General features: G+C 71.3%; 20 protein-coding genes, 1 tRNA gene and 3 pseudogenes. 16 read left to right on the top strand and 8 right to left on the bottom strand.

Going from position 1 to position 25,968, the window contains the following annotated elements:
• Nucleotides 1-108: 108 nt before the first annotated feature.
• Nucleotides 109-1,239 (bottom strand): LCP family protein, encoded by a 1,131-nt coding sequence (locus tag ACIP93_RS02765; RefSeq protein ID WP_401754915.1) that lies wholly within the window; start codon nt 1,237-1,239, stop codon nt 109-111.
• Nucleotides 1,240-1,254: 15 nt separating this feature from the next.
• Nucleotides 1,255-1,968 carry an NAD-dependent epimerase/dehydratase family protein gene (locus ACIP93_RS02770; RefSeq protein WP_401754918.1) on the bottom strand — a complete coding sequence of 238 codons (714 nt, stop codon included), beginning with the start codon at nt 1,966-1,968 and terminating at the stop codon, nt 1,255-1,257.
• A 153-nt stretch (nt 1,969-2,121) separates the two neighbouring features.
• On the opposite strand from ACIP93_RS02770, the gene ACIP93_RS02775 reads away from it, so the two are divergent.
• The 3 genes from ACIP93_RS02775 to ACIP93_RS02785 all read left to right on the top strand — a co-directional run bounded on the left by ACIP93_RS02775 (nt 2,122) and on the right by ACIP93_RS02785 (nt 7,705).
• Nucleotides 2,122-2,721, top strand: a complete 600-nt coding sequence (locus tag ACIP93_RS02775; RefSeq protein ID WP_401754921.1) for a sugar transferase — start codon at nt 2,122-2,124, stop codon at nt 2,719-2,721.
• Nucleotides 2,722-4,198: 1,477 nt separating this feature from the next.
• Nucleotides 4,199-6,481, top strand: a complete 2,283-nt coding sequence (locus tag ACIP93_RS02780) for a (Fe-S)-binding protein (protein WP_401754924.1) — start codon at nt 4,199-4,201, stop codon at nt 6,479-6,481.
• 258 nt (nt 6,482-6,739) lie between these two features.
• Nucleotides 6,740-7,705, top strand: a complete 966-nt coding sequence (locus tag ACIP93_RS02785; protein ID WP_345221225.1) for a Yip1 family protein — start codon at nt 6,740-6,742, stop codon at nt 7,703-7,705.
• A 137-nt stretch (nt 7,706-7,842) separates the two neighbouring features.
• Here the strand turns inward: ACIP93_RS02785 and ACIP93_RS02790 are convergent, their stop codons facing one another.
• The 3 genes from ACIP93_RS02790 to ACIP93_RS02800 form a co-directional block, all read right to left on the bottom strand.
• Complete coding sequence (locus ACIP93_RS02790) at nt 7,843-8,340, bottom strand: phosphoribosyltransferase (RefSeq protein ID WP_345221223.1); 498 nt, start codon at nt 8,338-8,340, stop codon at nt 7,843-7,845.
• 8 nt (nt 8,341-8,348) lie between these two features.
• The gene (gene dcd, locus ACIP93_RS02795) at nt 8,349-8,924 is read right to left on the bottom strand and encodes a dCTP deaminase (RefSeq protein WP_345221221.1); all 576 of its coding nucleotides are present in this window, start codon (nt 8,922-8,924) and stop codon (nt 8,349-8,351) included.
• 84 nt (nt 8,925-9,008) lie between these two features.
• Nucleotides 9,009-9,212 carry a hypothetical protein gene (locus ACIP93_RS02800; RefSeq protein WP_229897511.1) on the bottom strand — a complete coding sequence of 68 codons (204 nt, stop codon included), beginning with the start codon at nt 9,210-9,212 and terminating at the stop codon, nt 9,009-9,011.
• 124 nt (nt 9,213-9,336) lie between these two features.
• On the opposite strand from ACIP93_RS02800, the gene ACIP93_RS02805 reads away from it, so the two are divergent.
• A tRNA-Gly gene (locus ACIP93_RS02805) sits at nt 9,337-9,410 on the top strand.
• A gap of 573 nt (nt 9,411-9,983) precedes the next feature.
• On the opposite strand, the pseudogene ACIP93_RS02810 reads toward ACIP93_RS02805, so the two are convergent.
• Nucleotides 9,984-10,300: pseudogene (locus ACIP93_RS02810) on the bottom strand (IS5/IS1182 family transposase); the annotation flags it as partial.
• Nucleotides 10,301-10,496: 196 nt separating this feature from the next.
• Here ACIP93_RS02810 and ACIP93_RS02815 point away from each other — a divergent pair.
• On the top strand, nt 10,497-12,281 hold the full coding sequence (locus ACIP93_RS02815) for a DUF262 domain-containing protein (protein ID WP_401754929.1): 1,785 nt from the start codon (nt 10,497-10,499) through the stop codon (nt 12,279-12,281).
• A gap of 100 nt (nt 12,282-12,381) precedes the next feature.
• Here the strand turns inward: ACIP93_RS02815 and ACIP93_RS02820 are convergent.
• A pseudogene (locus ACIP93_RS02820) lies at nt 12,382-12,918 on the bottom strand (transcriptional regulator); the annotation flags it as partial.
• A 57-nt stretch (nt 12,919-12,975) separates the two neighbouring features.
• On the opposite strand from ACIP93_RS02820, the pseudogene ACIP93_RS02825 reads away from it, so the two are divergent.
• The 5 genes and pseudogenes from ACIP93_RS02825 to ACIP93_RS02845 all read left to right on the top strand — a co-directional run.
• A pseudogene (locus tag ACIP93_RS02825) lies at nt 12,976-13,162 on the top strand (phosphotyrosine protein phosphatase); the annotation flags it as partial.
• 164 nt (nt 13,163-13,326) lie between these two features.
• Nucleotides 13,327-14,862: an ATP-dependent DNA ligase gene (locus tag ACIP93_RS02830; protein WP_401754932.1), complete on the top strand. Its 1,536-nt coding sequence runs from the start codon at nt 13,327-13,329 to the stop codon at nt 14,860-14,862.
• A 533-nt stretch (nt 14,863-15,395) separates the two neighbouring features.
• Entirely contained in the window at nt 15,396-15,860 is a 465-nt protein-coding gene (locus tag ACIP93_RS02835; protein WP_401754935.1) for a cytidine deaminase family protein, read from the top strand.
• Nucleotides 15,857-16,690, top strand: a complete 834-nt coding sequence (locus ACIP93_RS02840; protein WP_401754938.1) for a sulfurtransferase — start codon at nt 15,857-15,859, stop codon at nt 16,688-16,690. The genes ACIP93_RS02835 and ACIP93_RS02840 overlap by 4 nt, the downstream gene beginning before the upstream one ends.
• Before the next feature lie 133 nt (nt 16,691-16,823).
• A complete protein-coding gene (locus ACIP93_RS02845; RefSeq protein ID WP_345221159.1) occupies nt 16,824-17,345 on the top strand; it encodes a hypothetical protein in 522 nt (173 codons plus the stop codon).
• A gap of 100 nt (nt 17,346-17,445) precedes the next feature.
• On the opposite strand, the gene ACIP93_RS02850 is transcribed toward ACIP93_RS02845, so the two are convergent.
• On the bottom strand, nt 17,446-19,053 hold the full coding sequence (locus tag ACIP93_RS02850; RefSeq protein ID WP_401754942.1) for an alpha/beta hydrolase: 1,608 nt from the start codon (nt 19,051-19,053) through the stop codon (nt 17,446-17,448).
• 304 nt (nt 19,054-19,357) lie between these two features.
• Here ACIP93_RS02850 and ACIP93_RS02855 point away from each other — a divergent pair, with 304 nt between their 5' ends.
• From ACIP93_RS02855 to mnhG, 6 genes are read left to right on the top strand one after another with little or no spacing between them, the layout of a single operon-like run.
• Nucleotides 19,358-22,342 carry a Na+/H+ antiporter subunit A gene (locus tag ACIP93_RS02855; RefSeq protein ID WP_401754945.1) on the top strand — a complete coding sequence of 995 codons (2,985 nt, stop codon included), beginning with the start codon at nt 19,358-19,360 and terminating at the stop codon, nt 22,340-22,342.
• Nucleotides 22,339-22,983: a Na(+)/H(+) antiporter subunit C gene (locus ACIP93_RS02860; protein ID WP_401754947.1), complete on the top strand. Its 645-nt coding sequence runs from the start codon at nt 22,339-22,341 to the stop codon at nt 22,981-22,983. Before ACIP93_RS02855 ends, ACIP93_RS02860 begins: the two co-directional genes overlap by 4 nt.
• The gene (locus ACIP93_RS02865) at nt 22,980-24,572 is read left to right on the top strand and encodes a Na+/H+ antiporter subunit D (protein ID WP_401754950.1); all 1,593 of its coding nucleotides are present in this window, start codon (nt 22,980-22,982) and stop codon (nt 24,570-24,572) included. Before ACIP93_RS02860 ends, ACIP93_RS02865 begins: the two co-directional genes overlap by 4 nt.
• Nucleotides 24,569-25,288, top strand: a complete 720-nt coding sequence (locus ACIP93_RS02870; protein ID WP_401754953.1) for a Na+/H+ antiporter subunit E — start codon at nt 24,569-24,571, stop codon at nt 25,286-25,288. Before ACIP93_RS02865 ends, ACIP93_RS02870 begins: the two co-directional genes overlap by 4 nt.
• Nucleotides 25,285-25,581 (top strand): monovalent cation/H+ antiporter complex subunit F, encoded by a 297-nt coding sequence (locus tag ACIP93_RS02875; protein WP_345221151.1) that lies wholly within the window; start codon nt 25,285-25,287, stop codon nt 25,579-25,581. The genes ACIP93_RS02870 and ACIP93_RS02875 overlap by 4 nt, the downstream gene beginning before the upstream one ends.
• Complete coding sequence (gene mnhG / locus ACIP93_RS02880) at nt 25,578-25,937, top strand: monovalent cation/H(+) antiporter subunit G (protein WP_345221147.1); 360 nt, start codon at nt 25,578-25,580, stop codon at nt 25,935-25,937. Before ACIP93_RS02875 ends, mnhG begins: the two co-directional genes overlap by 4 nt.
• Nucleotides 25,938-25,968 lie beyond the last annotated feature (31 nt).

The raw sequence follows: 25,968 nt of genomic DNA on the forward strand, positions 1-25,968 counted from the left end.
CACGGCTCACTCACCGCACCCCGTCCAGGGTCACCGGGACCGCCTCCCCCCGCATCCCGACGGCGTACGTCAGGACCTCCCCCCGGGCCCCCGTGCCCGCGCCCGTGCTCACTCGTACGCGTCGTGGACCGGCTCGTACTCCGGCTCGGGATTCTCCTCGGGGGGTTCCCTGCGGGCCCTCTCCAGTGCGGCGAGCACCGGCTGGTCCTTCCTCACCGCCTCGAACACCCGCCGCGCCTCCGGCTGTTCCAGGTCGAGCCGGTACCAGTGGTCCTGGGCCTGGTGGTGCGGGAGGGTGGTGAAGGTGAGCGCCCCCGGCGGCAGGGCGCGCAGGCTGTCGGCGACCTCGTACAGCTCGCCGAGCGAGTCGAGTCCGGAGTCGGCGGTCAGCGCGGCGGTCGCGGCGTCGAGCACCGGGTAGAGGCGGGCCGGGTTGGAGAGGGTGCCGTTGCCGCGGATCTTGGCGACGAGGCGGTTCACGAAGTCCTGCTGACGGCTGATCCGGTTGAGGTCGCTGCCGTCGCCGACGTACTTGCGGGCCCGGACGTAGCTGAGCGCGGTCCGCCCCTTCAGCAGGTGCCTGCCCGCGTCGAGGTCGAGGCCGACGTTGGGGTCGTGCTCCGGTTTCTCGAGGTCGACCTCGACGCCGCCCACGGCGTCGACGATCCGGGTGAAGCCCTGGAAGTCGACGATCAGGTGGTGGTCGATCCGGATGCCGGTCAGCTTCTCCAGCGTACGGATGGTGCAGGCGGCCCCGCCGAACTGGAAGGCCCAGTTGAACTGGGCGTTCTGCGCCCGGCTGTGACTGCCGTCCGCGCGCGGGCAGCTCGGCACGTCCACCCGCAGGTCCCGGGGCACGCTCAGCACTTCGGCGCGTCTGCGGTCGGCGGCCAGGTGCAGCAGCATCACCGTGTCGCTGCGCCCGCTGCCGGCCTCCTCGCGCCAGTCGGAGCCGAGCAGCAGGATGTTGCGCGCCCTGCCCGGGTGCCGGGCCGGGCGGTCGACGCCGTGCTCGGCGAGCGCGGCCGCGGTCGCCTCGTCGGTCCTGATGTTGCCGTCGATCTTGCGGTACGCCAGCCAGCCCGCGACCCCGGCCAGCCCGAGGAGGAGGGCCAGCCCGGCACAGACCAACCGGAGCGTGCGGCGGCCCCGGAACCGGGCCCGCCGCGACGGGGCCCCCGGCGCGTTCCCGTCCCCCCGCGCGTCCGCGGCCCGGGGCGTGCTCTCGTCCTTCGGCATATCTGCCACCCCCTCTCAGGCCACCGGCATCAGCTCGGGAACCCGGTGCGCCGCGCACCGGTCGTCCGTGCGGCGCGGTCCCTCCTCGACGGAGACCGCGGGCTGCCGGCCCGGCGCGGTGCGGGCGGGCGCGATGCCGGGTCGGCGGCGGCGCGGGCCGTCGCCGGGCGACGGGATGTGCGCGGCCGTGGCGGACGAACCGGCCGGCCGGGCGGCCGGAGCGGCGGGTGCGAGCGCGGACAGCTCGTCCGGGCCGCCCGGGTCGCCCGCCCCGCGGACCTGCGGGCGGACCGTCTTCAGCACACCGTCCACCAGCTCGCCCACGGAGCACAGCGAGCGGGCCCGGGGGCCGAAGGTCTGTACGGTCCCGGCGGCATGCGTGCCGTACACCGTGCGGTACGCCGTCACGGCGGCCCCGGCGAAACGTTTCGCCTCTTCGTGGCGGGAACGCGGGCCCGCCGGATCGACCTCGCCCCGGTACGTCCCGGACTCGGGGCGTGCCCGGGTGTCGCCGTGACTCCCGGAGGTGGAGACGAGGACGGAACGGGCGCCCTTCGCGGTCGCCGGGCCCGGGGCGTGCCGCGTGCCGTCGGAGCGGGCCCGCAGGGTCTCCTGCGGGTGGCGGAGGCAGCCGACGGGGCAGCCGACCCCCTCACAACCCGCGTCGAGCAGCCGTCCACACAGGTGGGAGCCGATGAACCCGGCTCCCCCAGTCACCACGGCACGCATGCCGACCAACACCTCTCCGCGCCTCTTCGATCCGGCCGGGTGACACGGGCGTGGCGTCGACCGCACCGGATGCAGTTCATCGTGGGAGAGTCATTGCCACAAAACCGGCTATTCGCATTAAGCCGGTCAAAGATCCCACGAAAGGGTGCGGCGATGCGGGCACCGTCCGCGAAACGGGCATTCGATCTGACCGGCAGCCTCCTCCTGCTCCTCCTTCTCGCCCCGCTGCTGGGGGCCTGCGCCGCCGCCGTGGCGTTCACCTCCCCCGGCGGCGCCTTCTCCCGGCAGGTCAGGGCGGGACGGGGCGGCGAGCCCTTCGAGCTGCTGAAGTTCCGTACGACGCGCGCCTCGACCGCCCCGGGCCGGGCCCGCCCCGCCGTCCTCCACGGCGACGGAGGCCGCCTCCTCCCGCTGCGCGCCGACCCGCGCGTCACCCCGGTCGGCCGTGTCCTGCGCCGCTTCGCGCTCGACGAACTCCCGCAGCTCGTCAACGTCGTACGCGGTGAGATGTCCCTGGTGGGCCCGCGCCCGCTGCCGGTGGCGGACTCCGGCCGCACGGGCCTGGCCCCGGGGCGGCTCGGGGTGCGGCCGGGCATCACCGGCCTGTGGCAGGTCAGCGGCCGCTCCGACCTGCCCTGGAACGAGATGGTGCTGCTGGACCTGGAGTACGTCGACCGTCACTGCCTCGGCCTGGACCTGACGATCCTGGCCCGCACAGTCCCCGCCGCGCTGACCGCCCGCAGCGCGCGCTGACGCCGCCCGGCGCCCTCCGCCCGTCCAGCTCCCGCGCCGGTCGCTCCGGAGCGACGACGTACGGCTGCCCGCAGCGGGCGAGGACCGCCCGGGAGGCCGGTCGGACTCCCCCGCACGGCCACGGCTGCGGCGTCCTCCCCTCGGCGGCGGACCCCCGGCCCGCTCGTACGGCGCGGCAGTCCGGGCCACCCGCACCGGCTCCGCGTACCGCTCGGCGAACATCCGGGCGCAGGGCGGGGAGGCGGGCGGCGGCCACCCGCAGCGCGGGCCCGGTGGGCTCGGCCCCACCGGTGACCGCGCCGACGCCCTCGGCCCGCACCGCCTCGGCCACCGAGGACCCGGCGAAGACGAGCACCGGCAGTCCGGCCGCGAGCGTCTCGGCGTACACGGGCAGCGCGTTCGCCGGGCAGCGGCCGGGAGAGACCGGCCCGCGCCAGGACGACAGCCCGTGGCGCAGCTCCCGCGTGGTCGAGTGCGCCCAGGAAGCGCACCGAGGCCCCGGGGGGCCGACCGCCGCCCGGCACTCGGCGGCCAGGTCGCCGTCACCGACCACGTCCAGCGGCTCGCCCTCGGGCCACCGCCGCAGCAGCTCCGGCATTCCCCCTCCGCGCCGAACCGTCCCACACACACCCAACACCCCACTTCCCGTGGAGGAGTTGACCCGGCGCGCGTCAACTACGAAGTCCGGTACGAGCGGCAGCCGGCCGCCCGGGACGTCCGCCTTCCCGTACGCGCGGCGACTCGGCTCGGAGAGCACGACGAGCGCGCCCGCCCGCGCGAGCAGCGGATCGCCCGCCGCCCGGGGGCCCCGGCAGGAACCCTCGCGCAGATCCGCCCAGCGGGTGCAGGCGGCGCGCAAGGCCCACTCCTGGTCGCGGGCGGCCTCGTTCTCACCGCCGGGCGCACCGGAACCGCAGAAGTTGTGCACCAGCGCGATCCGCACCGCTCATCGAGCCACCCCCTGCCCGACCGGCCGGGACGGACGCGGGACGGTCCGGACGGGCGGGGTTGTCGCGCGGGCGGCACCACCACGGCCGGTCCCGTCCACAGCCGACGCGGGGCGCTCACGCGGTTCCCGACGTGACGTACGGACAACGGTCCAGCCGGGCACTGCCCCGGTCGCACATCCAACGGCAGGTGCGCTCCGGCCCGGCGCGCCGCACGCACGTTCACGGCATTTGCCGGCCTTGGGGCCAATGGCAGCCTTGGAACCAACCACCCACCGACCGCCCCAGCCCTTCCCGAAGCGCGGAAGCACGGAAGCGCACGGCACCGACCGGAAACCCCCGGTGCGACCTCCCTCACTGAGGGTCGCCTGAGCGACACAGATCACCGGCTCGCTGGATACTGTGCGACGGCATAAGTGGGTAATCTCAGCTCGACTGGATAAGTTACCGCTTAGTAATCAAGAAGCCCGGTGCCGCAGCCGCCCCGGGCACCCCCCTTACCCACCCTCGCAGGCCCGAGGAGCCCCCCAATGCAACTCGCCGCGATCATCGTGTCGCTGGTCCTCATGGCAGTCGGCGCCGCGCTGTTCGGCCGTGCGATCGTCCAGATCTATCGCTTCGTACGGCTCGGACAGCCCGTGCCCGCCGGCACCCGTACCGACTATCCGTGGCAGCGCGCGGTCACCGTGGTCAAGGAGTTCCTCGGCCACACCCGCATGAACAAGTGGGGCGTCGTCGGCGTCGCGCACTGGTTCGTGGCGGTGGGCTTCTTCTCGCTGCTGCTGACGATCGTCAACGCCGTCGGCCAGCTCTTCCAGGCCGACTGGATGCTGCCGGTCATCGGCACGTGGGCTCCGTACAACATGTTCGTGGAGTTCATCGGCACGATGACGATCCTCGGCATCCTCGCGCTGATCGTCATCCGCCAGTTGAGCAAGGCGGACAAGCCGGGCCGCAAGTCCCGCTTCGCGGGCTCCAACGCGGGCCAGGCGTACTTCGTCGAGTCCGTCATCCTGATCGTCGGCATCTGCATCTTCACGCTGCACGCCCTCGAAGGCGCCCAGCACCACGTGGACAGCTACGAGGCGTCCTTCTTCCTCTCGTACCCGCTGCTGGCCTGGTTCCGGGGCATGGACCTCGGCACGCTCCAGCAGCTCACGTACTTCTTCGCGGGCCTGAAGATCGCCACGTCCTTCATCTGGATGATCACGGTCGCGCTGAAGACCGACATGGGTGTCGCCTGGCACCGCTTCCTGGCCTTCCCGAACATCTTCTTCAAGCGCAGGGCCGACGGCGACGTCGCGCTCGGCGCGCTGCTGCCGATGACCACGGGCGGCAAGGAGATCGACTGGGAGGACCCGGCGGAGGACGCCGTCTTCGGCGTCAGCCAGGTCGAGCAGTTCAGCTGGAAGGGCATCCTCGACTTCTCCACCTGCACCGAGTGCGGCCGCTGCCAGTCGCAGTGCCCCGCCTGGAACACGGGCAAGCCGCTCTCCCCCAAGCTCCTGATCATGTCCCTGCGCGACCACGCGCACGCCAAGGCCCCGTACCTGCTGGCCGGCGGCGGCAAGGACATGGAGGGTACGGAGAAGGCCTCGGCCGAGGCCCTGAAGGACGTGCCGGCCGCCGCCCTCGCGGAGGCCGAGCGCCCCCTGATCGGCACCGCCGAGGAGAACGGCGTCATCGACCCCGACGTCCTGTGGTCCTGCACCACCTGCGGCGCCTGCGTCGAGCAGTGCCCGGTGGACATCGAGCACATCGACCACATCGTCGACATGCGCCGCTACCAGGTGATGATCGAGAGCGCGTTCCCGTCCGAGGCGGGCACGATGCTCAAGAACCTGGAGAAGAAGGGCAACCCCTGGGGCCTGGCGAAGAAGCAGCGCCTGGAGTGGCTCAAGGAGCTCGACTTCGAGGTGCCGGTCGTCGGCAAGGACATCGAGGACCTCACCGAGGTCGAGTACCTGTACTGGGTGGGCTGCGCCGGCTCCCTGGAGGACCGCGCGAAGAAGACCACCAAGGCCTTCGCGGAACTCCTCCACATGGCGGGCGTGAAGTTCGCGATCATGGGCGGCGACGAGAAGTGCACCGGTGACTCCGCCCGCCGCCTGGGCAACGAGCCGCTCTTCCAGCAGCTCGGCCAGGAGAACGTGATGGCCCTCAACATGGCCTTCGGCGAGGAGTACGACGACGACGGCAAGGTGACCGAGGACTCCAAGAAGCCCCGCACCGCCAAGAAGATCGTCGCCACCTGCCCGCACTGCCTCAACACGATCGGCAACGAGTACCCGCAGATCGGCGGCGACTACGAGGTCATCCACCACACCCAGTTGCTCCAGCACCTCATCGACGAGGGCAAGCTGACCCCGGTGACCCCGGTCGAGGGCCTCATCACGTACCACGACCCCTGCTACCTGGGCCGTCACAACAAGGTCTACACGCCGCCGCGCGAGATCATGTCCGCCGTCCCCGGCCTGCGCCAGCAGGAGATGCACCGCCACAAGGAGCGCGGCTTCTGCTGCGGCGCCGGCGGTGCGCGGATGTGGATGGAGGAGCGGATCGGCAAGCGGATCAACAACGAGCGCGTGGACGAGGCGCTGTCCCTCAACCCGGACATCGTGTCCACGGCCTGCCCGTTCTGCCTGGTCATGCTGACCGACTCGGTCAACGGCAAGAAGAACGACGGCAAGGCCAAGGAGTCCGTGACGGTCGTCGACGTGGCGCAGCTCCTGCTCGAATCGGTCAGGACGCCGGCCGACCCGGCCGGCTCCGACGAGCCGGCGGACGCTCCGGAGCCCGAACCGGTGAAGTAGTCCGTACGTCCGTGTGAGCGGCCGGTTCCGCCCGAGCGACGGAACCGGCCGCTCTGTGCTGCGCGAGGGGCGTACGCCGTCCCCGACGTCCCGCGTCCCCTCCCGGATCGCACCGGCCGCCGCCCCCTCGGCCGCCCTCCACCCCCTCCGGCGGACCCCCCGGGGTTCCCCTAGGGGATGTCACAGCTCGGCGGCAAAGGCCCCCGTATTCGCCACCGCCCGTCCCCGGCCGTATCCGGAGCGGGTACGTTCGTCGGCGTGGCTGGATTCAGGATCGGACGCGGCCGGGACAACCGCACGCAGCAGCAACCGCAGCGGCAACAACCGCAGGCGCAGCCGTACGGAGGGCAGCAGGCACCGCCTCACCCCCCGTACGGCGGTCAGCAGTGGCCGCAGAACCCCGGTTACGGGCACGGGGACCCACGGGGCAACGGCGGCTACGGAGGCGGCGGCCCCGACGAGCCGGAGTACTTCGGCGACCCGCAGGGCGGTTACGACCCCCGCGGCAACGCCCCCTACGACCCGTACGCGCCGGGCGGCGGCCCCGCCCCGTACCCGGCGGGCCCCCACGACCCGTACGCCGCGAACAACCCGGGCCACACCCAGGCCTTCAGCATCAACGAGGACCCCTACGGCGGCGGCGACACCTACCGGGCCGGCAACGCCCCGCCCCCGCCGGTCGGCCCGCGCCTGCACTGGAAGGAGCTGCTCTCGGGCATCGTGCTGCGCCCGGGCGCGACCTTCTGGCAGATGCGCGACCACCAGGTCTGGGCGCCGGCCCTGATCGTGACGTTCCTCTACGGGATGCTCGCGGTCTTCGGCTTCGACAAGGCCCGCGAGGACACGATCAACGCGACCTTCTCCAGTGCCGTGCCGTACGTCCTGATCACCGCGGTGGCGATGACGCTGTGCGGCCTGATCCTGGGCGCGGTGACGCACACGGTGGCCCGCCAGCTCGGCGGCGACGGCTCCTGGCAGCCGACGATCGGCCTCTCACTGCTGATCATGTCGATCACGGACGCCCCGCGCCTGCTGCTCGCCGTGTTCCTGGGCGGCGACAACGGCCTGGTGCAGATCATCGGCTGGGCCACCTGGCTGGCCGCCGGCGCGCTCTTCACCTCGATGGTCAGCAAGTCCCACGACCTGCCCTGGCCGAAGGCCCTGGGCGCCTCGGCGATCCAGTTGGTGGCGCTGCTGTCCCTGATCAAGCTGGGCACGCTCTGACACGTACCCGCACACGGAGGGCCCGGGGCGATGTCATCGCCCCGGGCCCTCCGCCGTACCGCGCTTGCGCGCGTCTGTGCTGACGCCTCTCCGCTGACGCGCCTCTGCTGACGCGGTCTCCGCCGACGCGTCTCCGCTTACGCGTCGAGAACCTGCCCGGCACGCCGCACGACGGGCTTCTCCACGGACCACGGGAAATTGATCCACTCGTCGGTCCGCTTCCACACGTACTCGCACTTCACCAGCGAATGCGACTTCTCGTAGATGACCGCACTGCGCACCTCCGCCACGTGCTCCAGGCAGAAGTCGTGGACCAGCTTCAGCGTCTTTCCGGTGTCCGCCACGTCATCAGCGATCAGCACCTTCTTGTTGCTGAAGTCGATGACATTCGGCACGGGCGCCAGCATGACCGGCATTTCCAGGGTCGTGCCGACCCCGGTGTAGAACTCCACGTTCACCAGGTGAATGTTCTTGACGTCGAGCGCGTACGCCAGCCCACCCGCCACGAACACACCACCGCGCGCGATGCTCAGCACGATGTCGGGCTCGTACCCGTCATCGGCGATCGTCTGCGCCAGCTCGCGCACCGCGTGCCCGAAGCCCTCGTAGGTCAGATTCTCTCGTACGTCACTCATACCGGCTATCACACCTGCGTCCGATGGAAATTGAGGAAGGACCGCGAGGCCGTGGGCCCGCGCTGCCCCTGATAACGGGACCCGTACCGCTCGGACCCATAGGGAAACTCAGCCGAGGAGCTCAACTGGAACAAACACAGTTGACCGATTTTCATTCCCGGCCACAACTTGATGGGCAGCGTCGCCAGATTCGACAACTCCAACGTCACATGCCCGGAAAAACCAGGGTCGATAAACCCTGCGGTCGAATGCGTCACCAGCCCCAGCCGCCCCAGCGAGCTCTTGCCCTCCAGCCTCGAAGCGAGATCGTCCGGCAGGGTGATCGTCTCGTAGGTCGAAGCGAGCACGAACTCACCCGGATGCAGGATGAACGCCTCGTCCCCCTCAGGTTCCACCAGCCGCGTCAGATCCGCCTGCTCGACAGCGGGATCGATGTGCGGATACCGATGGTTCTCGAACACCCGGAAGTAGCGGTCCAGCCGGACGTCGACACTCGACGGCTGCACCATGGATGCGTCGAACGGATCAATACGTACGCGTCCGGCATCGATCTCGGCCCGGATGTCCTTGTCTGAGAGAAGCACCCACCGAGGATACGCAGAGCGCGCGGGCCCGCCCCAATCGGACAACCCCACGCGCTCGCACGACTACAACCCGCAGCTACTGCCCTACTTCTCCCCGGCCACCGGCACGGCGTGCCGCAACCGCGCACACCGGGGACATCTCACGAGCCTCCCGGGCCCGATCCGCCCCTCACCGAGCTGCCGCAACGGGAACGAAGAGGTGCTGAACACGTGCCCCTCGGCACAGCGGACGACGGTGCGATCCATCAAGTCCCTTCCCCAAACCACGCGTGGACGAAGCTGCCACATTAGGGGATATACAGGACCCCCCACCAAGCGGCACTCCGCGCCTCGTCCCCCCACCTCTGGACACCGGGAGCCCGACATGGGGTACAGTGTCCGACGATGCGGCAGCAGCTCAACGGCCGTTTTCGCGGGTGTAGTTTAATGGTAGAACATGAGCTTCCCAAGCTCAGAGCGCGAGTTCGATTCTCGTCACCCGCTCCACGTAGTACATACGAAAGCCCCGGGCTAGCGGCCCGGGGCTTCTTTGCTGTCCAGACCGGTCTAGGCGTCGCGCACCACCTCCGCACCACCTTAACCGTCCTTCCGCTGTTCAGCGTCCTTCTCCCCCGTGTGGCCTGTGCCCGCAGTCACCCAAGGTCAACACCTCAGCCAGACCAAGATCTCATCCCAGCGGACCTGCCGAGCCCAGTGCGCCAGTGTCAGGGCGGCGGAAATACCCAGCGCCCGGGCCAGCACGCCCGCTGCCGGCAGTGCGACTGGTACGGCCGTAGCGGATCGCGGACCGACCGCGAATGCACCCCGAACAGCGCGACGGGGGGTTTCCTCGTGATCGACGAGTTCGGGGTTGGGATCCTGAGAGGATGCAAGGGTGAACGGGGTGGCAGAAGGCCCTCCGACGATTCGGCGGCTTGCTCGGCCAACTGCGCGTAGCGACCGAATTGACCGCGCGTGAGCTCGCCGCGGCCATCTGGGTGGCTGCGGCCACGGTCTCGAAGACCGAGCGCGGAGGTCACGCCAGGCGACCAGACGTTACGGCGTCAGGCAGTGGGTCACGGCCTGCGCGCCGCGGGTCGACGGGCCGGGATACCGGCTCGAGAGTAGCGAGCCGAGGCGTTGGATCACCCGGCACACAGTTGAAGAGGAGGTCTCGGCGCGAAGAGCGTTGTCAGTTGCCACATGGTCAGGTTCGTGCGGTATGACACGGCCACCACCAGGAGCTGTTCGGCCAGCGGCAGGCTCCATGGGCGGCCCCGCAACGTGCCGCTTCCGTTCCGGTCACAGACTGCCCTGACCAGCCGACCGAGCTGCTCCATCCGCATCCCGGTGAACGTCTCCACCCACAACGCCCCAACCCTCAACACCCTTTTCATATAAGGAGGATGCTCAGTTTTCGGCCTTGTCCGACACCCTTAAGTCCGACACCCTTAAGAGGGAACTTGCTCGTAAGCTCGTCGAACCGGTACGCGCCCCGAGATGATGATCTTCACTGCTAAGTGCCCAGATCCTTCCCCACCCAGTTCCGCAATACGCAGAGTCATCCTGGTTCGCATCAACTACGTTGGTGGCATGCAGAGTTCAGAGCTTTCCGTCCAAGGGCAGAACCTCCACCAGCTGTACAACCAGTACTACAGAAATAAACTGCTTGTTGACCGCCGCTACCAACGAAAGCTGGTCTGGACGCGCGACGAGAAGGAGAAGTTGATCGACTCGGCTGTCAATAAGCTGCCCATCCCGCTAATTCTCCTCGCTCAGAGGAAAAAAGGGGGTGTAGAGATCCTCGAGTTGATCGACGGACTTCAACGTCTCGAGGCATTTTTCTCCTTCATGGAGAACAAGTACCCTTACCAGGGCGAGTACTTTGATTTGGCCACTACAGGGGACACTTTGGCCAAGCTTCACTCGGGGGAGCTCACCCAAAAGGCACCTAAAATGTCGCGTGAGACCTCCCTGGCGATCGCTAACTATCAAATTCCCGTCTCAACCTATCGTGATGCGGCGACCTCATCAATCGATGAGGTGTTTCGCCGAATCAATAGCGGCGGAAGACGCCTGAGTTTGCATGAGATTCGGCAGGCAGGCGTAACAGGGCCGCTCTCAGATGTAGTACGACGCACCAGCGCGACCATTCGGGGTGATGGAACCTTTGCGGAGGCTCTCACCCTCAGTGAAATGGAAAAGCTTTCTATTTCGCGAAAGGATCTTGACTACGGCCTGGACCTGGAACGAATTTTTTGGACCCGGCACAAAATCATCGGAGCAGATGACATCCGCTCTTCCGGTGACGAGGAAATGGTCCTGGATCTAGTTCTTGACGCCGTCCTCAACCCCTGGCCTACGAGCGGTTGGCAAAATCGAGACGTAGCATATGGTTTGCCACGAAAGATTAGGTCAGCATCTCCGGAAGAAGTCGATGCAGCTATCACCGCCGTTGGGGTCGAAAACCTACAGCAGCGTATTGTAGCGGTAATCGAATTGCTGGACGAGGCCATGCATGATCATGGCCCGCTCGGGCACCATATGGTGCATCTAGAGACTTATGAGAAGGGCACCCGGCGGCAGTTTCAAGCGGTCTTTTCCATCCTTTACGAACTCACCTTTGTGGACGAGATGCAGCCGCTCTCAATGGAAGCCATTCGCAACGTCTTGAGTAACTTCTGGGGCCGCGACCTGGCGATTCCAACCGGTGGGAGCGCATGGGGAAAGGACGAGAAAGCAAAGCTCTATCCGCAGGTGAAGCGGCGCATCAAGAAGGCTTTCTTCAAACCAGAATCCAAGAGCATTGCCAAGCAGCTCAATGCGCGTCTAATGGTAGAAAGCTACCTTCAAGGTCCGGTTAACGAGGATCCTCTTGTCGAACTTAAGCAGGGATTCTGTACTCTTTCAGACCCGCCTACCGAGAATTTCAATCTCTTTGACGAGGTAATGCAGACGGCGGTCGGCATGGCAAACTGGGGCCGCGATGCGTCGGGCCTCATTCTGATTGGTGTAGCAGATAAGTCGTCTGCCGTGAATCGTTTGACAGAGCTTTTCGGCACCACTCCGGTAGAAATTCATGGTCAACACGTAGTGGGCACCGAGGATCAGATTGTTCACTTGGGGCACAGTATCGACTCCTGGTGGCTCAAGTGGCAGGAGAAGATTAAGTCCGCCCCCGTGGACTCTGATTTTTCGACGGGCCTTGTGCACAGCTTCAGCCCGCTTATCTGCGATGGAAGAGTTCTTTGGATCATGAAGCCTCGGTCCCTGGGGAAGCCCATCTCATACAAGAATAGGTTCTTCGTGCGGGTCGGTGCGTCGACACATGAAATGGAAACCGACGAATTCCTTTCGCATATTTCTCGCAACTTCTGACTCACTTTCCCGTGCGGGGAGAGCTGTAGCCCAAATCTGCATATCTCATTGCGGCTAATATGCGCCTGCTTCCCAGCCGATCAGCACCCACGCTGCGGTCGCGGAGGGCCTGGTAACCGTCGGCGAGGCGGCCCTGCTGACTGTAGGCGCGGGCGGTTTCGATCCACAGGGCGGTACGGCGTTCGTGGGCCGGATGTGACGGTGCATGAGGGGGCTGGCGGTTTCCAGGGCGATGCCCGCGTCGCCGAAGGCGTCGGCGGCGCTGACCGCGTGGAGGGAGACGTTGGTGGGGCTGAAGTTGGCCCAGGCGGCGGAGCGGTCGAGGGAGAGGTAGTGGGCGACGTCGTGGGCTTCGGTCAGGAAGTCCTTAGTGGCGGAGCAGTTGCCGACGCTGCTGGCCGCGGTGACGCCGCGCAGGAGAAGGTCGAGGGCCGCCAGGTAGCGCGGAGAGCGTTTGTCGTACGCGCCGGTGAGCTGGTCGGCGGTTGTGCCCCGCACCAGGGTGACGGCCTGGCGGGTGTGCCGCTCGCGCGCCAGAAGGTGGGCGTGTACGCGGACGCTGGAGGCCAGGATGATCGGGTCGCCGCCAGCGTTCGGCCTCGACCATGGCACGGCCCACGGCAAGCCAGGCGTGGCCGTGGACGCCGAAAAGTACCCACCGACTGTGTCTCAGTTTTGCCATTTCCGCTGAGCGGAGTCGGGCGTCTGCATCAGCTTGGGTTGCGGCGACACCTGGCCCGTCTTTCCCGGCAAGCGTTGCCTGGACTGGCAGCTCGAAGGCCCCGAGGGGCAGGGCGTCGAGGCTGTCTGTTCCGTCTGTGACGAGAGCTGGGTCCTGGTCGGGGCTGATCGGTGAGGTCCCGCCGGAGCCGGTCGGGTGAGCGGGTGTGCCCGCCGTGTGGTGGGGAGGGGTGGGTGCGGTCCTGAGGGGCAGGAGAGGTCTGTCGTGTGCGGGTGGCCCTCGGCGTGCGTGGGTCGTGGGTGCGGTGGACGATCGGGGGAGGGCCGGTCGTGGTCCGTCGGTGGTGTGGTGGCGGGAGGGCGTGTGAGGTTCGTCGAGGTGGCGAGGGCTTCCCGGAGTGTCGGGGCGGCTTCCGGGCGTACCCGGAAGGTGGCGTTGCTGGCGGAGGTGTTCCGGGGGGCGGCGGGGGCGGACGAGGTGGCGTTGGTGGTGACGTACTTGTCGGGGAGGCTGCCGCAGCGGCGGATCGGGGTGGGGTGGGGGGTGCTCAAGGACGCCGCGGGGCCGGCCGCGGAGGCGTCCTTGGAGGTGGCGGACGTGGACGCGGCGTTGGGCCGGATCGCGGCCGTCGCCGGGCAGGGGGCGCGGACGGAGCGCAAGCGGCTGGTCGACGCACTGCTGGGGGCGGCGACGGAGGAGGAGCGGGAGTTCCTGGTGCCGCTGATCCGCGGGGAGCTGCGGCAGGGCGCGCTGGACGCGGTCGCGGCGGAGGCGTTGGCGAAGGCGTACGAGGCTCCGGTGGAGGGCGTACGGCAGGCGCTCATGCTCGGCGGTTCGCTCGCGGAGGTGGCGCGGGCGCTCGCGGCGGGCGGGGCCGGGGCGTTGGAGGCGTTCCGGCTGGAGGTGGGGCGGGCGGTGCTGCCGATGCTGGCGCAGAGCGCGAAGACGCTGGCGGAGGCGGTGGAGCGGGTGGGGGTCTGCGCCGTCGAGGAGAAGCTCGACGGGGTGCGTATCCAGGTGCACCGGGGTGGCGGCGAGGTGCGGGTGTTCAGCCGGACGCTCGTGGAGATGACCGGGCGGGTGCCGGAGGTGGTGGAGCTCGTACGGGCGCTGCCCGGCGGGGACCTGGTGCTGGACGGGGAACTGCTCGCGGTCGGGGAGGACGGGCGGCCGCGGCCGTTCCAGGAGACGTCGGGGCGGGTGGGGAGCGCGGTCGGGGCGGACGGGCTGCCGGTGGGGGTGCCGCTCACGCCGCTCTTCTTCGACGTGCTGTACGGGGAGGGGCGTGAGCTCCTCGGAGTACCGGACGCCGAGCGTCGTGCCGTACTGGAACGGGTCGTGCCGGACGAGGAGTTGAGGGTACGGAGGGTAGCCCCGGTCCGGCCGGGCGAAGTGGCGGCGGCGGAGGAGTTCCAGCGGGAGGTGCTGGCGCGGGGGCACGAGGGGGTCGTCGTGAAGGGGCTTGACGCGGGGTACCGGGCGGGGCGGCGGGGGGCCTCGTGGGTGAAGGTGAAGCCCGTGCACACGCTGGACCTGGTGGTGCTGGGGGCCGAGTGGGGCAGCGGGCGGCGGACCGGGTGGCTGTCGAACCTGCACCTGGGGGCGCGGGGGGAGGACGGGTCGTTCGTGATGCTCGGGAAGACGTTCAAGGGGCTGACGGACGAGGTGCTGGCGTGGCAGACGGCGCGGCTGAAGGAGCTGGCCGTGGCGGAGGAGGGGTGGGGGGTGCGGGTGCGGCCGGAGCTGGTGGTGGAGATCGCGTTCGACGGGGTGCAGAGGTCGACGCGGTACCCGGCGGGGGTGACGTTGAGGTTCGCGCGGGTGGTGCGGTATCGGGAGGACAAGGGGGTGGGGGAGGTTGACGGGGTGGAGGTGGTGAAGGGGGTGTTGGGGAGTTAGGGGGTGGGGGTTGCGTCGCCGACGGGGGCGGGGTGGGGGCTGCGGCGCGCGAGAGATGAGGGGGAGGGGAGGGTGGCCCCGGCGCCCGGGGGGGGGCGGAAGTTGCGTCACTGACGGGGTTGGGGTGGGGGGAGCTGCGGCGCACAAGAAGCGAGGGGGAGGGAAGGGCAGCCCCGACGCCCGAGGAGACGGAGGTCGCGTCACCGACGGGGATGGGGTGGGGGGAGCTGCGGCGCGCAAGAAGCGAGGGGCAGGGAAGGGCAGCCCCGGCGCCCGAGGGGGCGGAGGTCGCGTCACCGACGGGGATGGGGTGGGGGGGGGAGCTGCGGCGCACAAGAAGCGAGGGGAAAGGGAGGGTGGCCCCGGCACCCGTGGAGACGGAGGTCGCGTCACCGACGGGGATGGGGTGGGGGGAGCTGCGGCGCACAAGAAGCGAAGGGGAGGAAAGGGCAGCCCCGGCGTCCGAGGGGGCGGAGGTCGCGTTTCGGAGGGGGTGAGGGTGGCGGGGGAGAAGGATACGTAGCATGCCCGGCATGGATGACGGAGTCGGATCGGCACGGGAGCTCACCCACGACGAGGTCGAGCTCATCGCCCACGCGCGGCGCATCGTCGATGCCCACGGCGACGGCGACCAGGACGGCAGGCACACCATGGGCGCCGCCGTCCGCAGCGCCGACGGGAGCGTGTACGGCGGAATCAACCTCTACCACTTCACCGGCGGCCCCTGCGCCGAACTCGTCGCCCTCGGGCATGCCCGCGCTTCCGGGGCCCGGGAGTTGACGACGATCGTCGCGGTCGGGGACGGCGGGCGCGGTCCTGTCGGGCCGTGCGGACGGGACCGGCAGGTGCTGCTCGACCACCACCCCGGCATCCGCGTCCTGCTGCCCACCCCCGAGGGGGTGCGGAGCGTGGTCGTGGAGGACCTGATGCCGTACGGAGCGCGGTGGACGCCCGACGAGGGCATGTCCTCGCCGCACGCCGAGGGGGAGGCGACGTGACCGCCGCTCTGGTGGGGGCCGACTGGCTGGCAGCGCGCCTCGGGCACGAGGGGGTCGTGGTGCTGGACGCCTCCGTGGGGGCGAACCGGCGGAAGGGGCCGTGGATCCCCGGCGCGCTCGTCTTCGACATCGACGGGGAGATGTCCGACGCGGCGAGCGACATCCCGCACACCATGCCGAGTGATGCGCAATTCACCGAGCGGGTAAGGGGGTTGGGGGTCCGGAACGCCGATCAGGTCGTGGTGTACGACACCGTCGGGATCTACTCCAGCGCCCGCGCCTGGTGGATGCTGCGCGCGGCCGGGTTCGAGCAGGTGGCGGTACTGGACGGCGGGCTCCCCGCGTGGCGCGCGGCGGGCGGGGCCGTCAGCGGCACTCCGGCCGAGCCCCCTGCCCGGGCCGGCGACTTCACGGCACGCGTCTCCCCCGGAGCCTTCCTCGGGCGGGACGACGTGCGCAGGGCGCTGGGCTCCCCCGGCGTCCGCGTCCTCGACGCACGCTCGCGCGGGCGTTTCGCGGGTACGGAACCGGAGCCGCGGGCGGGGCTGCGCGGCGGGCACATGCCGGGGGCGGTGAATCTGCCGTTCGGGGAGCTCCAGGACGGGGAGGGGCGGATGCTTCCCGGGGCGCGCTTGCGGGCGAGGTTCGACGAACTCGCCGGTGGTGCGCAGCAGTTGGTGGTGAGTTGTGGGTCGGGGGTCACCGCGTGCGTGCTGGCGCTCGGGGCGGAGGTCGCCGGGTACGGGGAGCGGGTGGCGGTGTACGACGGGTCGTGGAGCGAATGGGGGCTGGAGGGGGCCGGGACGCCGGTCGTGACCGGGGAGGCGTAGTGGCACGGGCGTGACCCGCGCGTGCCAAGCGGGCATCAAGCACACATCAAGGAACGGGCAGGAGTTGGCGAAATGCGTCAGCGTGCCGTCAACTCCCGCCGCAAGAGATGCTTTTGCTGCTTAATCTCCCCCCATGGGACCCGAGGGAGGGCCGCCCCGCGAGACGGCGTTCGACGCTGAATGGGCCGACGCGGTACGGCACGCGGTGCGGTGTGCGGTGGCGTTTCTGGTGATGCTGCTGGCGGTCGACGCGGGCGCGGGGGCGTCGAGCTGGGTGCGGGCGGCGGTGTGGGCGGGGCTGGCGCTGGTGCTGCTGGTGATCCTGGTGCCGGTGCGGGTGGCGGCGGGGAACGGGTGGGTGTCCGTGCGCGGGCTGCTGGGTGAGCGTGTCGTACGGACGGACCGGCTGGTCGCCGTGCGGTGGGCGGAGGGGGTCTCCGGGCGGGTGGTGCTGCGGGACGCGCACGGCGGGCGGGTGGAGCTCGATCCCAGGGTGCTGGCGGCCAATCCGGAGCTGTGGCGTCTGGTGGACGAAGGGGTGCGGGTGTCGCGGGCGGCGACGCTGCGGTGCGGGACGGCGGAGACGCGCCGGCTCGGGGAGCGGGTGGACGGGGAGACGGCACGGGCGGTGTTCCGGGTGTCGGGGTTGGAGTAGGGGGACGAAGTGGGTTGGTTGGGTGGGGTGCTGGCGTAGGACGGGATGTGTCGCCGGGGTGGCTGCCACCGGGGGTCCCCCGCCCTCGGTCGCGTCGCCCTCAGCAGCTCACGTCCGATCCCGGACGCACGCCCCCGGTCAGGAAGGCCGTGACGCGGGCGTCGCCGCAGGCGTTGCCCGTGCCCAGGTAGGAGCCGTGGCCCGTGGTGTTCACGCTGACCAGGCGGGCCCGGTCGCCCAGCGCCTCGCGCATCTTCAGGGCTCCGAAGTACGGGGTGGAGGGGTCCCGGCGGTTCTGGACGACGAGGATGTTGGAGGGGCCCGAGGACGTGATCCGGGCCGGTTCATCAGCCGGGGCCCACTTCCAGAAGGAGCACGGAGTGATGTTGGCCGGGAAGCCCGCCGTCAGCGGGTACCGGGCGCGGTCGGCCAGGACGGCTCGGCGGTGGGCGGCGACCGTCCCCCGCCCCTCGGGCCACCGCACGTCGTTGCAGATCACGCCGATGGTGGTCGCCGCGTCGGCGTCCGGGACCGGCCCCGCGATGTCGGGAGTGAGCACCGGCCTGACCTCAGGGTCCGTACTCGACGCGGCGGCGATCAGTCTGGCCAGGGCGGGGTGGTTGGCCTGGCCGTAGAGGGCGTTCTGGAGGGCCTGGCGAAGGTGGTTGCCGGTGAGGCGGGTTCCGGGGGTCGTCGACTCCTTCGGCGCACGGTCCAGGCGCGCCGCCAGTGCGAGCACCAACGGGCGTACGAGAGCGGGGTGTTGGGCCAGTCGTGGCGCGAGCCCGTCCGTCTCGCGGGCCGGGTCGGCCGCCCACGCCGCGAACGCGGGGAAGGCGTCCTCGACGGCCTGCCCCGTGTTGCGCATCCAGGTCCGCGCGAGGTGCGCCGGATCGGGGTCGGCGACGCTGTCCAGCACCCAGCGGTCGGTGTGCTGCGGGTACTTCTGCGCGTATACGGCAGCCGCGTACGCCCCGTACGACGTCCCCCACGCGGACAGCTTGCGCTCGCCGAGGGCGCGGCGGAAGAGGTCCATGTCGCGGACCTGGTTGGCGGTGGAGAGGCTGCGCAGGACCGGGCCGCCGTTCTCGGCGCAGAGGGCGGCGGTGCGGCGGGAGCGCTCGATGTTGGCGTCGATGTTCCCGCCCGGGGCGGGCCAGGAGCGGAGGGCCGTCAGGTGGCGGTCGGCGGAGGGGAGGCGGCAGGTGGCGCGGGTGCTGCCGCCGGTGCCCCGGGGGTCGAGGGCGACGAGGTCGTAGGCGTCGCCGAGCCGCGCTTGGAGCTTCGTGCCCCGCTGGGTGAGCCGCTGCACACCGGACCCGCCGGGGCCGCCGGCCAGCACCAGGAGCGCCCCGCGCCGCTTGGCCGGGTCCTCGCTGCGTACGCGGGACACGGCGAGGGAGAGCTGCGGCCCGGCGGGAACGGCGTGGTCGACCGGCACGGTGAGGGTGGCGCACTCCTGGGTGGCGGGCCCGCCCAGGTCGGGGCGGGGGCAGGGGGTCCAGGCGAGGGCGTCCTGCGGGGTTGGGGCGGCCTGCCGGGCCGAGGCGTCCTGCGGAGCCGAGGCGGCCTGCCGGACCGGGGCGGCCTGGGCGCCGGGGACGATGAGCGGGCTGATCGCGGCGGCGGTGGAGAGGGCGAGGAGGAGGCTCTTCGAGCGGTAAGTAGGCACATCAGCAAGGTATTTGGGCTTGAGGCGGGGGCCCATCGGGCAGCCCGGTGAGCCGGGGGTGGGGGTAGCCCCCGGCTTCCCGACCCCGACCCCGGCCCCGGCCCACGTCCCGAGCCGACCCACGTCCCGAGCCGGGGCACGGCCACCGGAGCACAACCACCGGAGCGCAGGCGTCGGCCCGCACCCCCACCCGCACCCCGCACCCCGCACCCCGCACCCCGCACCCACGCTCCCCCGCCGCCCGAGGCCCCGCCCCCCAAGGGCCGTTCGAGCGGCCGGCCCCCGCCGGGGCGGCGTGTTGAGCACCGGCGCACGAAGCCGCCAAGGTATTCGTACGCTTATGACCTTTTTGGTCCTGGCCCATTTCCTCCTCGCCCTCTGCGCCGCCCCTCTCGTCCGCCGCCGGGGACCGCGTGCCTTCGTCGCGCTCGCCCTTCCTCCGGCCGTCGCCCTCGGGTGGGCGCTGACCCGGCGGGGCGAGGTCGTGGACGGGAGACCGGTCGACGAGGCGTGGACGTGGGTCGGGGGGTACGGGGTCGAGGTCGCCTTCCGGCTGGACGCCCTGTCGCTGCTCATGGTGGTCCTGGCGGCCGGTGTCGGCGCGCTCGTGCTGCTGTACTGCGTGAGCTACTTCGACGCGGGCGAGCGTCGACTCGGCCCGTTCGCCGGGCAGTTGCTCGGTTTCGCCGGGGCGATGCTGGGACTGGTCCTCGCGGACGACCTCGTGGTGCTGTACCTGTTCTGGGAGCTGACGACCGTCCTGTCGTTCCTGCTCATCGGGTACGACTGCGAGGAGCGCGGCGCGCGCAGGTCCGCGCTCCAGGCGCTCACCGTCACCTCGGTGGGCGGGCTCGCCATGTTCGTCGGGTTCCTGATGATCGGGGACGCGGCCGGGACGTACCGGATCTCGCGGATCGTCGAGCAGCCGCCCGCGCAGAGCACGGCCCTCTCCGTCGCCGTCGTGCTCGTCCTGTGCGGGGCCGTCGCCAAGTCGGCGATCTGGCCGCTGAGCCTGTGGCTGCCCGGCGCGATGGCCGCGCCGACGCCCGTGAGCGCCTATCTGCACGCCGCCGCCATGGTGAAGGCCGGGGTGTACCTCGTGGCCCGGCTCGCGCCCGCCCTCGCCCACGTCGCGCCGTGGCGGCCCCTGGTCCTCGCCCTCGGCGCCGCGACCCTGCTGCTCGGCGGCTGGCACGCGCTGCGGCAGAACGACCTCAAGCTGATCCTGGCGTACGGGACGGTCTCCCAGCTCGGGTTCCTGATGCTGCTGGCGGGAGCCGGGACGTACCGCGCCGCGCTCGCCGCCGGCGCGATGATCCTCGGGCACGCCCTCTTCAAGGCGCCCCTGTTCCTGCTGACGGGGATCGTCGACCACGCCGCCGGGACCCGCGACCTGCGGAAGCTGTCGGGGGTGGGGCGGGCCCTCCCGTGGGTGGCCGGCGTGGCCGTCGTCGCCGGGATGTCGATGACCGCGCTGCCCCCGCTGCTCGGGTTCGCCGCCAAGGAGGCCGCCTTCGAGGCGCTGCTCGACGGGACGGCCGGGGAACTCTGGCTGCTCGTGTCGGCCGTGCTCGGCTCGGTGCTCACCACCGCGTACACCCTGCGGTTCCTGTGGGGGGCCTTCGCCCGCAAGCCGGGGCGGGCCGACACGCCCGTGCACCGCGTCGGGCCCGCCTTCCTCGCGCCGCCCGCGCTCCTCGCCCTCGGCAGTCTCCTGCTGGGGCCCGGCATCGGGTGGACCGCCGGGCTGTTCGAGCGGTACGCCGCCCAGTACCCGGTGCCGGAACACCCGTACCACCTCGCCCTCTGGCACGGCTTCGGCCCCGCGCTCGGACTCTCCGCGCTCGCCTGGGTCCTCGGTGCGGGGCTCTTCGTCCTGCGCGCCCCGGTGGCCCGGCTCGGTTCGCGGATCGCCTGGCCGTCCGCCGAGCGGGCCTTCGACGGGTCCGTACTGGGCGTGGAGCGGGCCTCGCTCCAGCTCACCGGATACGTCCAGAAGGGGTCGCTGCCCGCGTACGTCGCCACCGTCCTCGCCGTCATGACCTGCGGGCTGCTCGCCGTGTTCGCCGCCGACCGGCCCTGGCAGCACGATCCGCCCGCGCCCCGCCTCTGGGACACCCCGTGGCAGGCCGTCGTCGCGGCCCTGACCTGCGGCTGCGCCCTGCTGTGCCTCTCCGTGCAGCGCCGCATGCAGGCCGCCGTGCTGGCCGGGCTCACCGGGTACGGCACGGCTCTGCTGTACGTCGTCCACGGCGCGCCCGACCTGGCGCTCACCCAGTTCGGGGTGGAGACGGTCTCCACGGTGGTGCTCGTCCTCGTACTGCGGCGGCTGCCCCTGTTCTTCGGCGACGCCCAGCCACGGCGCCGGCGCGCGACGGGGCTGGTGCTCGCCCTGGCCGGCAGTCTGGCGGCGGCGGTCGCGGTGTGGCTGGCGGCGGGCGCGCGCACGGGCGCCCCGATCGGGACGGCCATGGTCGGGGCGACCGCCGAGCACGGGCTCAAGGACGTCGTCGCGACGATCCTGGTGGACTTCCGGGCCTGGGACACGCTGGGCGAGTCGGCCGTGCTGGCGGCGGCCGTCGCTGGGGTGACCGGCCTGCTGTTCTCGGAGAGCGGGCTGGAGGATCCGGATGTGCCGGGGACGTGGCGGCCCGGCACGCGGACCGCCGCGCGGGCAAGGGCCGAACCTCCGCCCTCTCCGTACGACGCGGCCGCGCCGGAGGGCTCCTGGCTCGCGGCGGGCGGCGCGACCGACCCCCGGCACCGGTCGGTGGTCTTCGAGGTGGTCGCCCGGCTGGTCTTCCACCCGGTCCTGATCCTCTCCGCGTACCTGCTCTTCTGCGCGGAGAACCTGCCGGGCGGCGGTTTCGTCGGCGGGCTGGTCGCGGGAATCGCCCTGACGATCCGTTACCTGGCGGGCGGGCGGCACGAGTTGGCGGCGGCGACCGGCTTCCACGCCGGGTTCTTCGTCGGCCTCGGGCTCGCGCTGTCCACCACGGTCGCGCTCGCGGGGCTGTTCTTCGGCGGGACCGTGCTGCACTCCTGGTCCTGGCACGGGCACCTGCCGCTGATCGGGGAGTGGCACGCCGGTACGTCCGTCGTCTTCGACGTCGGGGTGTACCTGCTGGTGACGGGCGTCGTCCTGGAGACGGTCCGGGCGATCGGCGCGTGGGCGGACCAGGGGGCGGAGGGGGCGGAGCCGACGGAGGGAGCCGATTCGGCGGAGGAGGGCGAGCCGGCGGCGGGGGCCGGTCGCCGGGTCCGTCCCGCCGGCACGGGCCCCGCCGGACCTCGTGCCCGCACCCTCCCGGAGGAGACCTCGTGACCGTCAGCGCCACCCTGCTCACCTGCGCCGTCGTGCTGACCTTCGTCGGCAGCGTCCTCGTCCTGACCCGCAGCCTCACCCGGGTCCTGATGGGCGTCATCGTGGCCGGCAACGGGGTCAACCTCTTCGTCCTCGCCGGGAGCGGACCGGCCGGGAAACCGCCGCTGCTGTACCCGGGGGTGGACCACGCCACGGTGAGCGATCCGTTCCCGCAGGCCATCGCGCTGACGGCGGTGGTGATCACGCTGGGCGCCACCGCGTTCGTACTGGCGATGGCGTACCGCAGCACACAGCTCACCGGTACGGACTTCGTCCCCGACGACGTGTCCGACCGCCGGGTCGCCCTGCGCGCGCAACTCGCGATGGAGCGGCGGCAGTTGCTGGCGAGAGCCCACGCCGGGAAGACGGACCGGCACAGCGCGCGCGGGGCGTGGCGCGAACTCTGGCGCGAGCAGCGCCGTCGGCTGCGCAACGACCGCGCGTACCAGGCCCGCGCGGGCGGTTACGCGGACAACCGCTGGGACGACGTCCTCGGCACGGACCCGGAGGAACGGGGGGACCCAGAGGACCCGGCCGCCCCGCCGGCCCCACCGCCCCCCACGGACCCCGAGTCCCCGTCCCGTCCCCAGGAGTCCCGTTGAACGCGCTCGTGCCGTTGCCCGTCGTGCTGCCCCTCGCCGTCTGCGGGTGGTCGGTGGCCGTCGGGCCCCGGTTCGTCGCCGCGCAGCGTGTCGTGTCCGTCGCCGTGCTGGGCGTCGTTCTCGCCGTCGACCTCGTCCTCCTCGTCCAGGCCGACCGGAACGGGCCCCTCGCCGTCCATCTCGGCGACTTCTCGCCCCCGCTCGGCGTGACGCTCGTCGCCGACCGGCTGTCCGCGCTCATGCTGACCGTGTCCGGAGCGGTCACCCTGCTCGTCCTGCTGTACGCGCTGGGGCAGGAGGGGCGGGCGCGCGGGCCCCGGCCGTTCTCCTTCTTCCACCCCGCCTACCACCTCCTCATCGCGGGCGTCTCCCTGACCTTCCTCGCCGGTGACCTGGTCAACCTCTACGTCGGCTTCGAGATCATGCTGATGGCGAGCTTCGTGCTGATCACCGTCGCCGGCAACGAGGCCCGGCTGCGCGCCGGTTCGACGTACGTGATCGTCTCCCTCGCGTCCTCGCTCGTCTTCCTGGTCGGCATCGCCCTCACCTACGCCGCCACCGGCACCGTGAACTTCGCCCAGCTCTCCCTGGCACTGGGCGAACTCCCGGCCGGCATCCGCACCCTCGCGCAGGCCCTGCTGCTCACCGTCTTCGGCGTGAAGGCCGCCGCCTTCCCGGTCGGGGCCTGGCTGCCGGACTCCTACCCGACCGCCCCCGCGCAGGTCACCGCCGTCTTCGCCGGCCTGCTCACCAAGGTCGGCGTGTACTGCATGCTCCGCACCGAGACCCTGCTCTTCCCCGGCAACCGGCTCGCCCCCGTCCTGATGACCGTGGCCTGCGCCTCCATGCTGGTCGGCATCCTGGGCGCGGTCGCGCAGACCGACCTCAAGCGGCTGCTGTCGTTCACCCTCGTCAGCCACATCGGCTTCATGCTGTACGGGCTGGCGCTCGGCAGCGCGGCCGGGATCGGCGGCGCGATCGTCTACACCGCGCACCACATCACCGTGCAAGCGACCCTCTTCCTGGCCTGCGGGCTGCTCGAAGAGCGGTACGGGACGACGGAGTTGACCCGGCTCGGCGGAATCGTCCGGGCCGCGCCGCTGCTGGCCGCGCTGTGGTTCGTGCCCGCGATGAGCCTCGCCGGGATTCCGCCGCTGTCCGGGTTCCTCGGCAAGCTGGGGCTGGTCCGGGCCGGGGTGGCGGACGGCGGGGCCTGGGCGTACGCCGGGGCGGGCGTCGCCATGGCGACGAGCCTGCTCACGCTGTACGTCGTCACCAAGGTGTGGAACCTCGCCTTCTGGCGCACCGCCCCCGCCCCGGACGCCGCGCCCGCCCCGGCCCTCACCCACCCGGCGGACCCCCCGCCCCTGGGCGGCGGCGCGACCGTCGTCCGCACCGCGGCCCCGCCCCGCACGGAGGCGGCGTCCGGCCGGGCCGTGCTCCGCCTGCCCACCGCCGTGACCGCGGCCGCCGTCGCGCTCGGCCTGGCGTACACCTTCCTGGCCTCCCCCCTGATCGGCGTGGCGGACCGCTCCGCCGCCGAACTCCTCGCCCGCACCCCCTACATCGAGGCGGTGCTCGGACCGTGAGCGCACCCGGCACCACCACCCCCCGCGCCCGGCGCGGCCGCCTCGACCTGCCGCTGATCGCCTGGCTGACCGTGATCTGGATGCTGCTCTGGTCCGGCGCGACCTGGGGCAACCTCATCAGCGGGCTCGCGGTCGCCACCGTCCTGTGCCTGCTCTTCCCGCTGCCGCCCGTCGAACTCGGCCTGCGGCTGCGCCCGTTGGGCATCCTACTGCTCGCCAGGTCCCTGCTGCGCGACATCGTCGCCGCCAGCCACGCCGTCGCACTGCTCGCCTGGTCCGGGCGGGTCGGTCCGGCGGCCGTGGTGGGGGTGCCGCTGCGCTGCCGTACGGACCTGATGCTCGCGGCGACCGCCGTCGCGGTCTCCAGCGTGCCCGGCGGCGCGCTCATCGAGGTCGACGCGGCCGCCGCCACCCTGTACCTGCACGTCTCGGGTGCGGACGACCCGCGGACCGTGGCCCGCACCCGGCGTGACGTATGGCGGCTGGAGCGGCTGGTGGTACGGGCGTTCGGCACCCGGGAGGAGCTGGCACGGGTGCGGCGGGACCCTCCGCCGGCCGATCCCCCGCCACCCCCGCCGACCGATCCCCCGCCACCCCCGTCGCCCGAATCCCCGCCGGCCGAACCCCCACCGCCCGGATCCCCGCCGGCCGAAGCCGCGCCGCCTCCCTCGCCCGAGCCCCCTTCTCCCCCCGCCGGAAAGGCCCCCCGCCCGTGAAGCTGGCCGCCGACGTCCTCCTCAACGCCGCCCTCGCCGTGCTCGCCCTCGCCGGGGCCCTGCTGCTGATCCGGATCGCCCGCGGGCCCTCGATGCTGGACCGGGCGGTCTCCGTCGACGTCGCGGCGGCCCTGATCGTCGCCGGGGTCGGCGTCGAGGCGGCCCTGACGGAGACCCGCTACTACCTGTCGATCATGCTGGTGCTGGCCTTCCTCGGCTTCACCAGCTCGGTCTCGATCGCCCGGTTCATCGCCCGGCGGGACCGCCCCACGGCGAAGGAGCGCGCCTCGTGAACGACCCGAGCCCCTGGTCCGGCGCCGCGGACCTGATCAGCTCGGTCCTGATCCTCATCGGGGCGGTGAACTGCCTGTCTGGCGTCATCGGGCTGCTGCGGCTGCCGGACGTGTTCACCCGGAGCTACGCGGCGACGAACCCGCAGACCTTCGGCATGCTGATGCTCCTGGCCGGGGTCGCGCTGCGGCTGCGCTCCACCTTCGACCTGGGGACGCTGGTCCTGGTCGCCTTCTTCCAACTGCTGACGAGCGCGGTCGCGGCCCACCTCGTCGCCCGGGCCGCGTACCGGACGGGACTGGCCGACGACGCCCCGCTGCTCTACGACGAACTGGCCGACCGCCACCGCCACCGCTGACGCGGGTCCCCGCGCCCCCGGGAAGGGGGCG

Source organism: Streptomyces sp. NPDC088745 (assembly GCF_044751045.1).
GTDB classification, from domain to species: domain Bacteria; phylum Actinomycetota; class Actinomycetes; order Streptomycetales; family Streptomycetaceae; genus Streptomyces; species Streptomyces cremeus.

Coding starts and splice junctions, on each gene's coding strand:
- ACIP93_RS02765 (WP_401754915.1), bottom strand. CDS start 1,239: ATGCCGAAGGACGAGAGCACGCCCCGGGCCGCGGACGCGCGGGGGGAC.
- ACIP93_RS02770 (WP_401754918.1), bottom strand. CDS start 1,968: ATGCGTGCCGTGGTGACTGGGGGAGCCGGGTTCATCGGCTCCCACCTG.
- ACIP93_RS02775 (WP_401754921.1), top strand. CDS start 2,122: ATGCGGGCACCGTCCGCGAAACGGGCATTCGATCTGACCGGCAGCCTC.
- ACIP93_RS02780 (WP_401754924.1), top strand. CDS start 4,199: ATGCAACTCGCCGCGATCATCGTGTCGCTGGTCCTCATGGCAGTCGGC.
- ACIP93_RS02790 (WP_345221223.1), bottom strand. CDS start 8,340: ATGAGTGACGTACGAGAGAATCTGACCTACGAGGGCTTCGGGCACGCG.
- ACIP93_RS02800 (WP_229897511.1), bottom strand. CDS start 9,212: ATGTGGCAGCTTCGTCCACGCGTGGTTTGGGGAAGGGACTTGATGGAT.
- ACIP93_RS02815 (WP_401754929.1), top strand. CDS start 10,497: ATGCAGAGTTCAGAGCTTTCCGTCCAAGGGCAGAACCTCCACCAGCTG.
- ACIP93_RS02835 (WP_401754935.1), top strand. CDS start 15,396: ATGGATGACGGAGTCGGATCGGCACGGGAGCTCACCCACGACGAGGTC.
- ACIP93_RS02845 (WP_345221159.1), top strand. CDS start 16,824: ATGGGACCCGAGGGAGGGCCGCCCCGCGAGACGGCGTTCGACGCTGAA.
- ACIP93_RS02850 (WP_401754942.1), bottom strand. CDS start 19,053: ATGGGCCCCCGCCTCAAGCCCAAATACCTTGCTGATGTGCCTACTTAC.
- ACIP93_RS02855 (WP_401754945.1), top strand. CDS start 19,358: ATGACCTTTTTGGTCCTGGCCCATTTCCTCCTCGCCCTCTGCGCCGCC.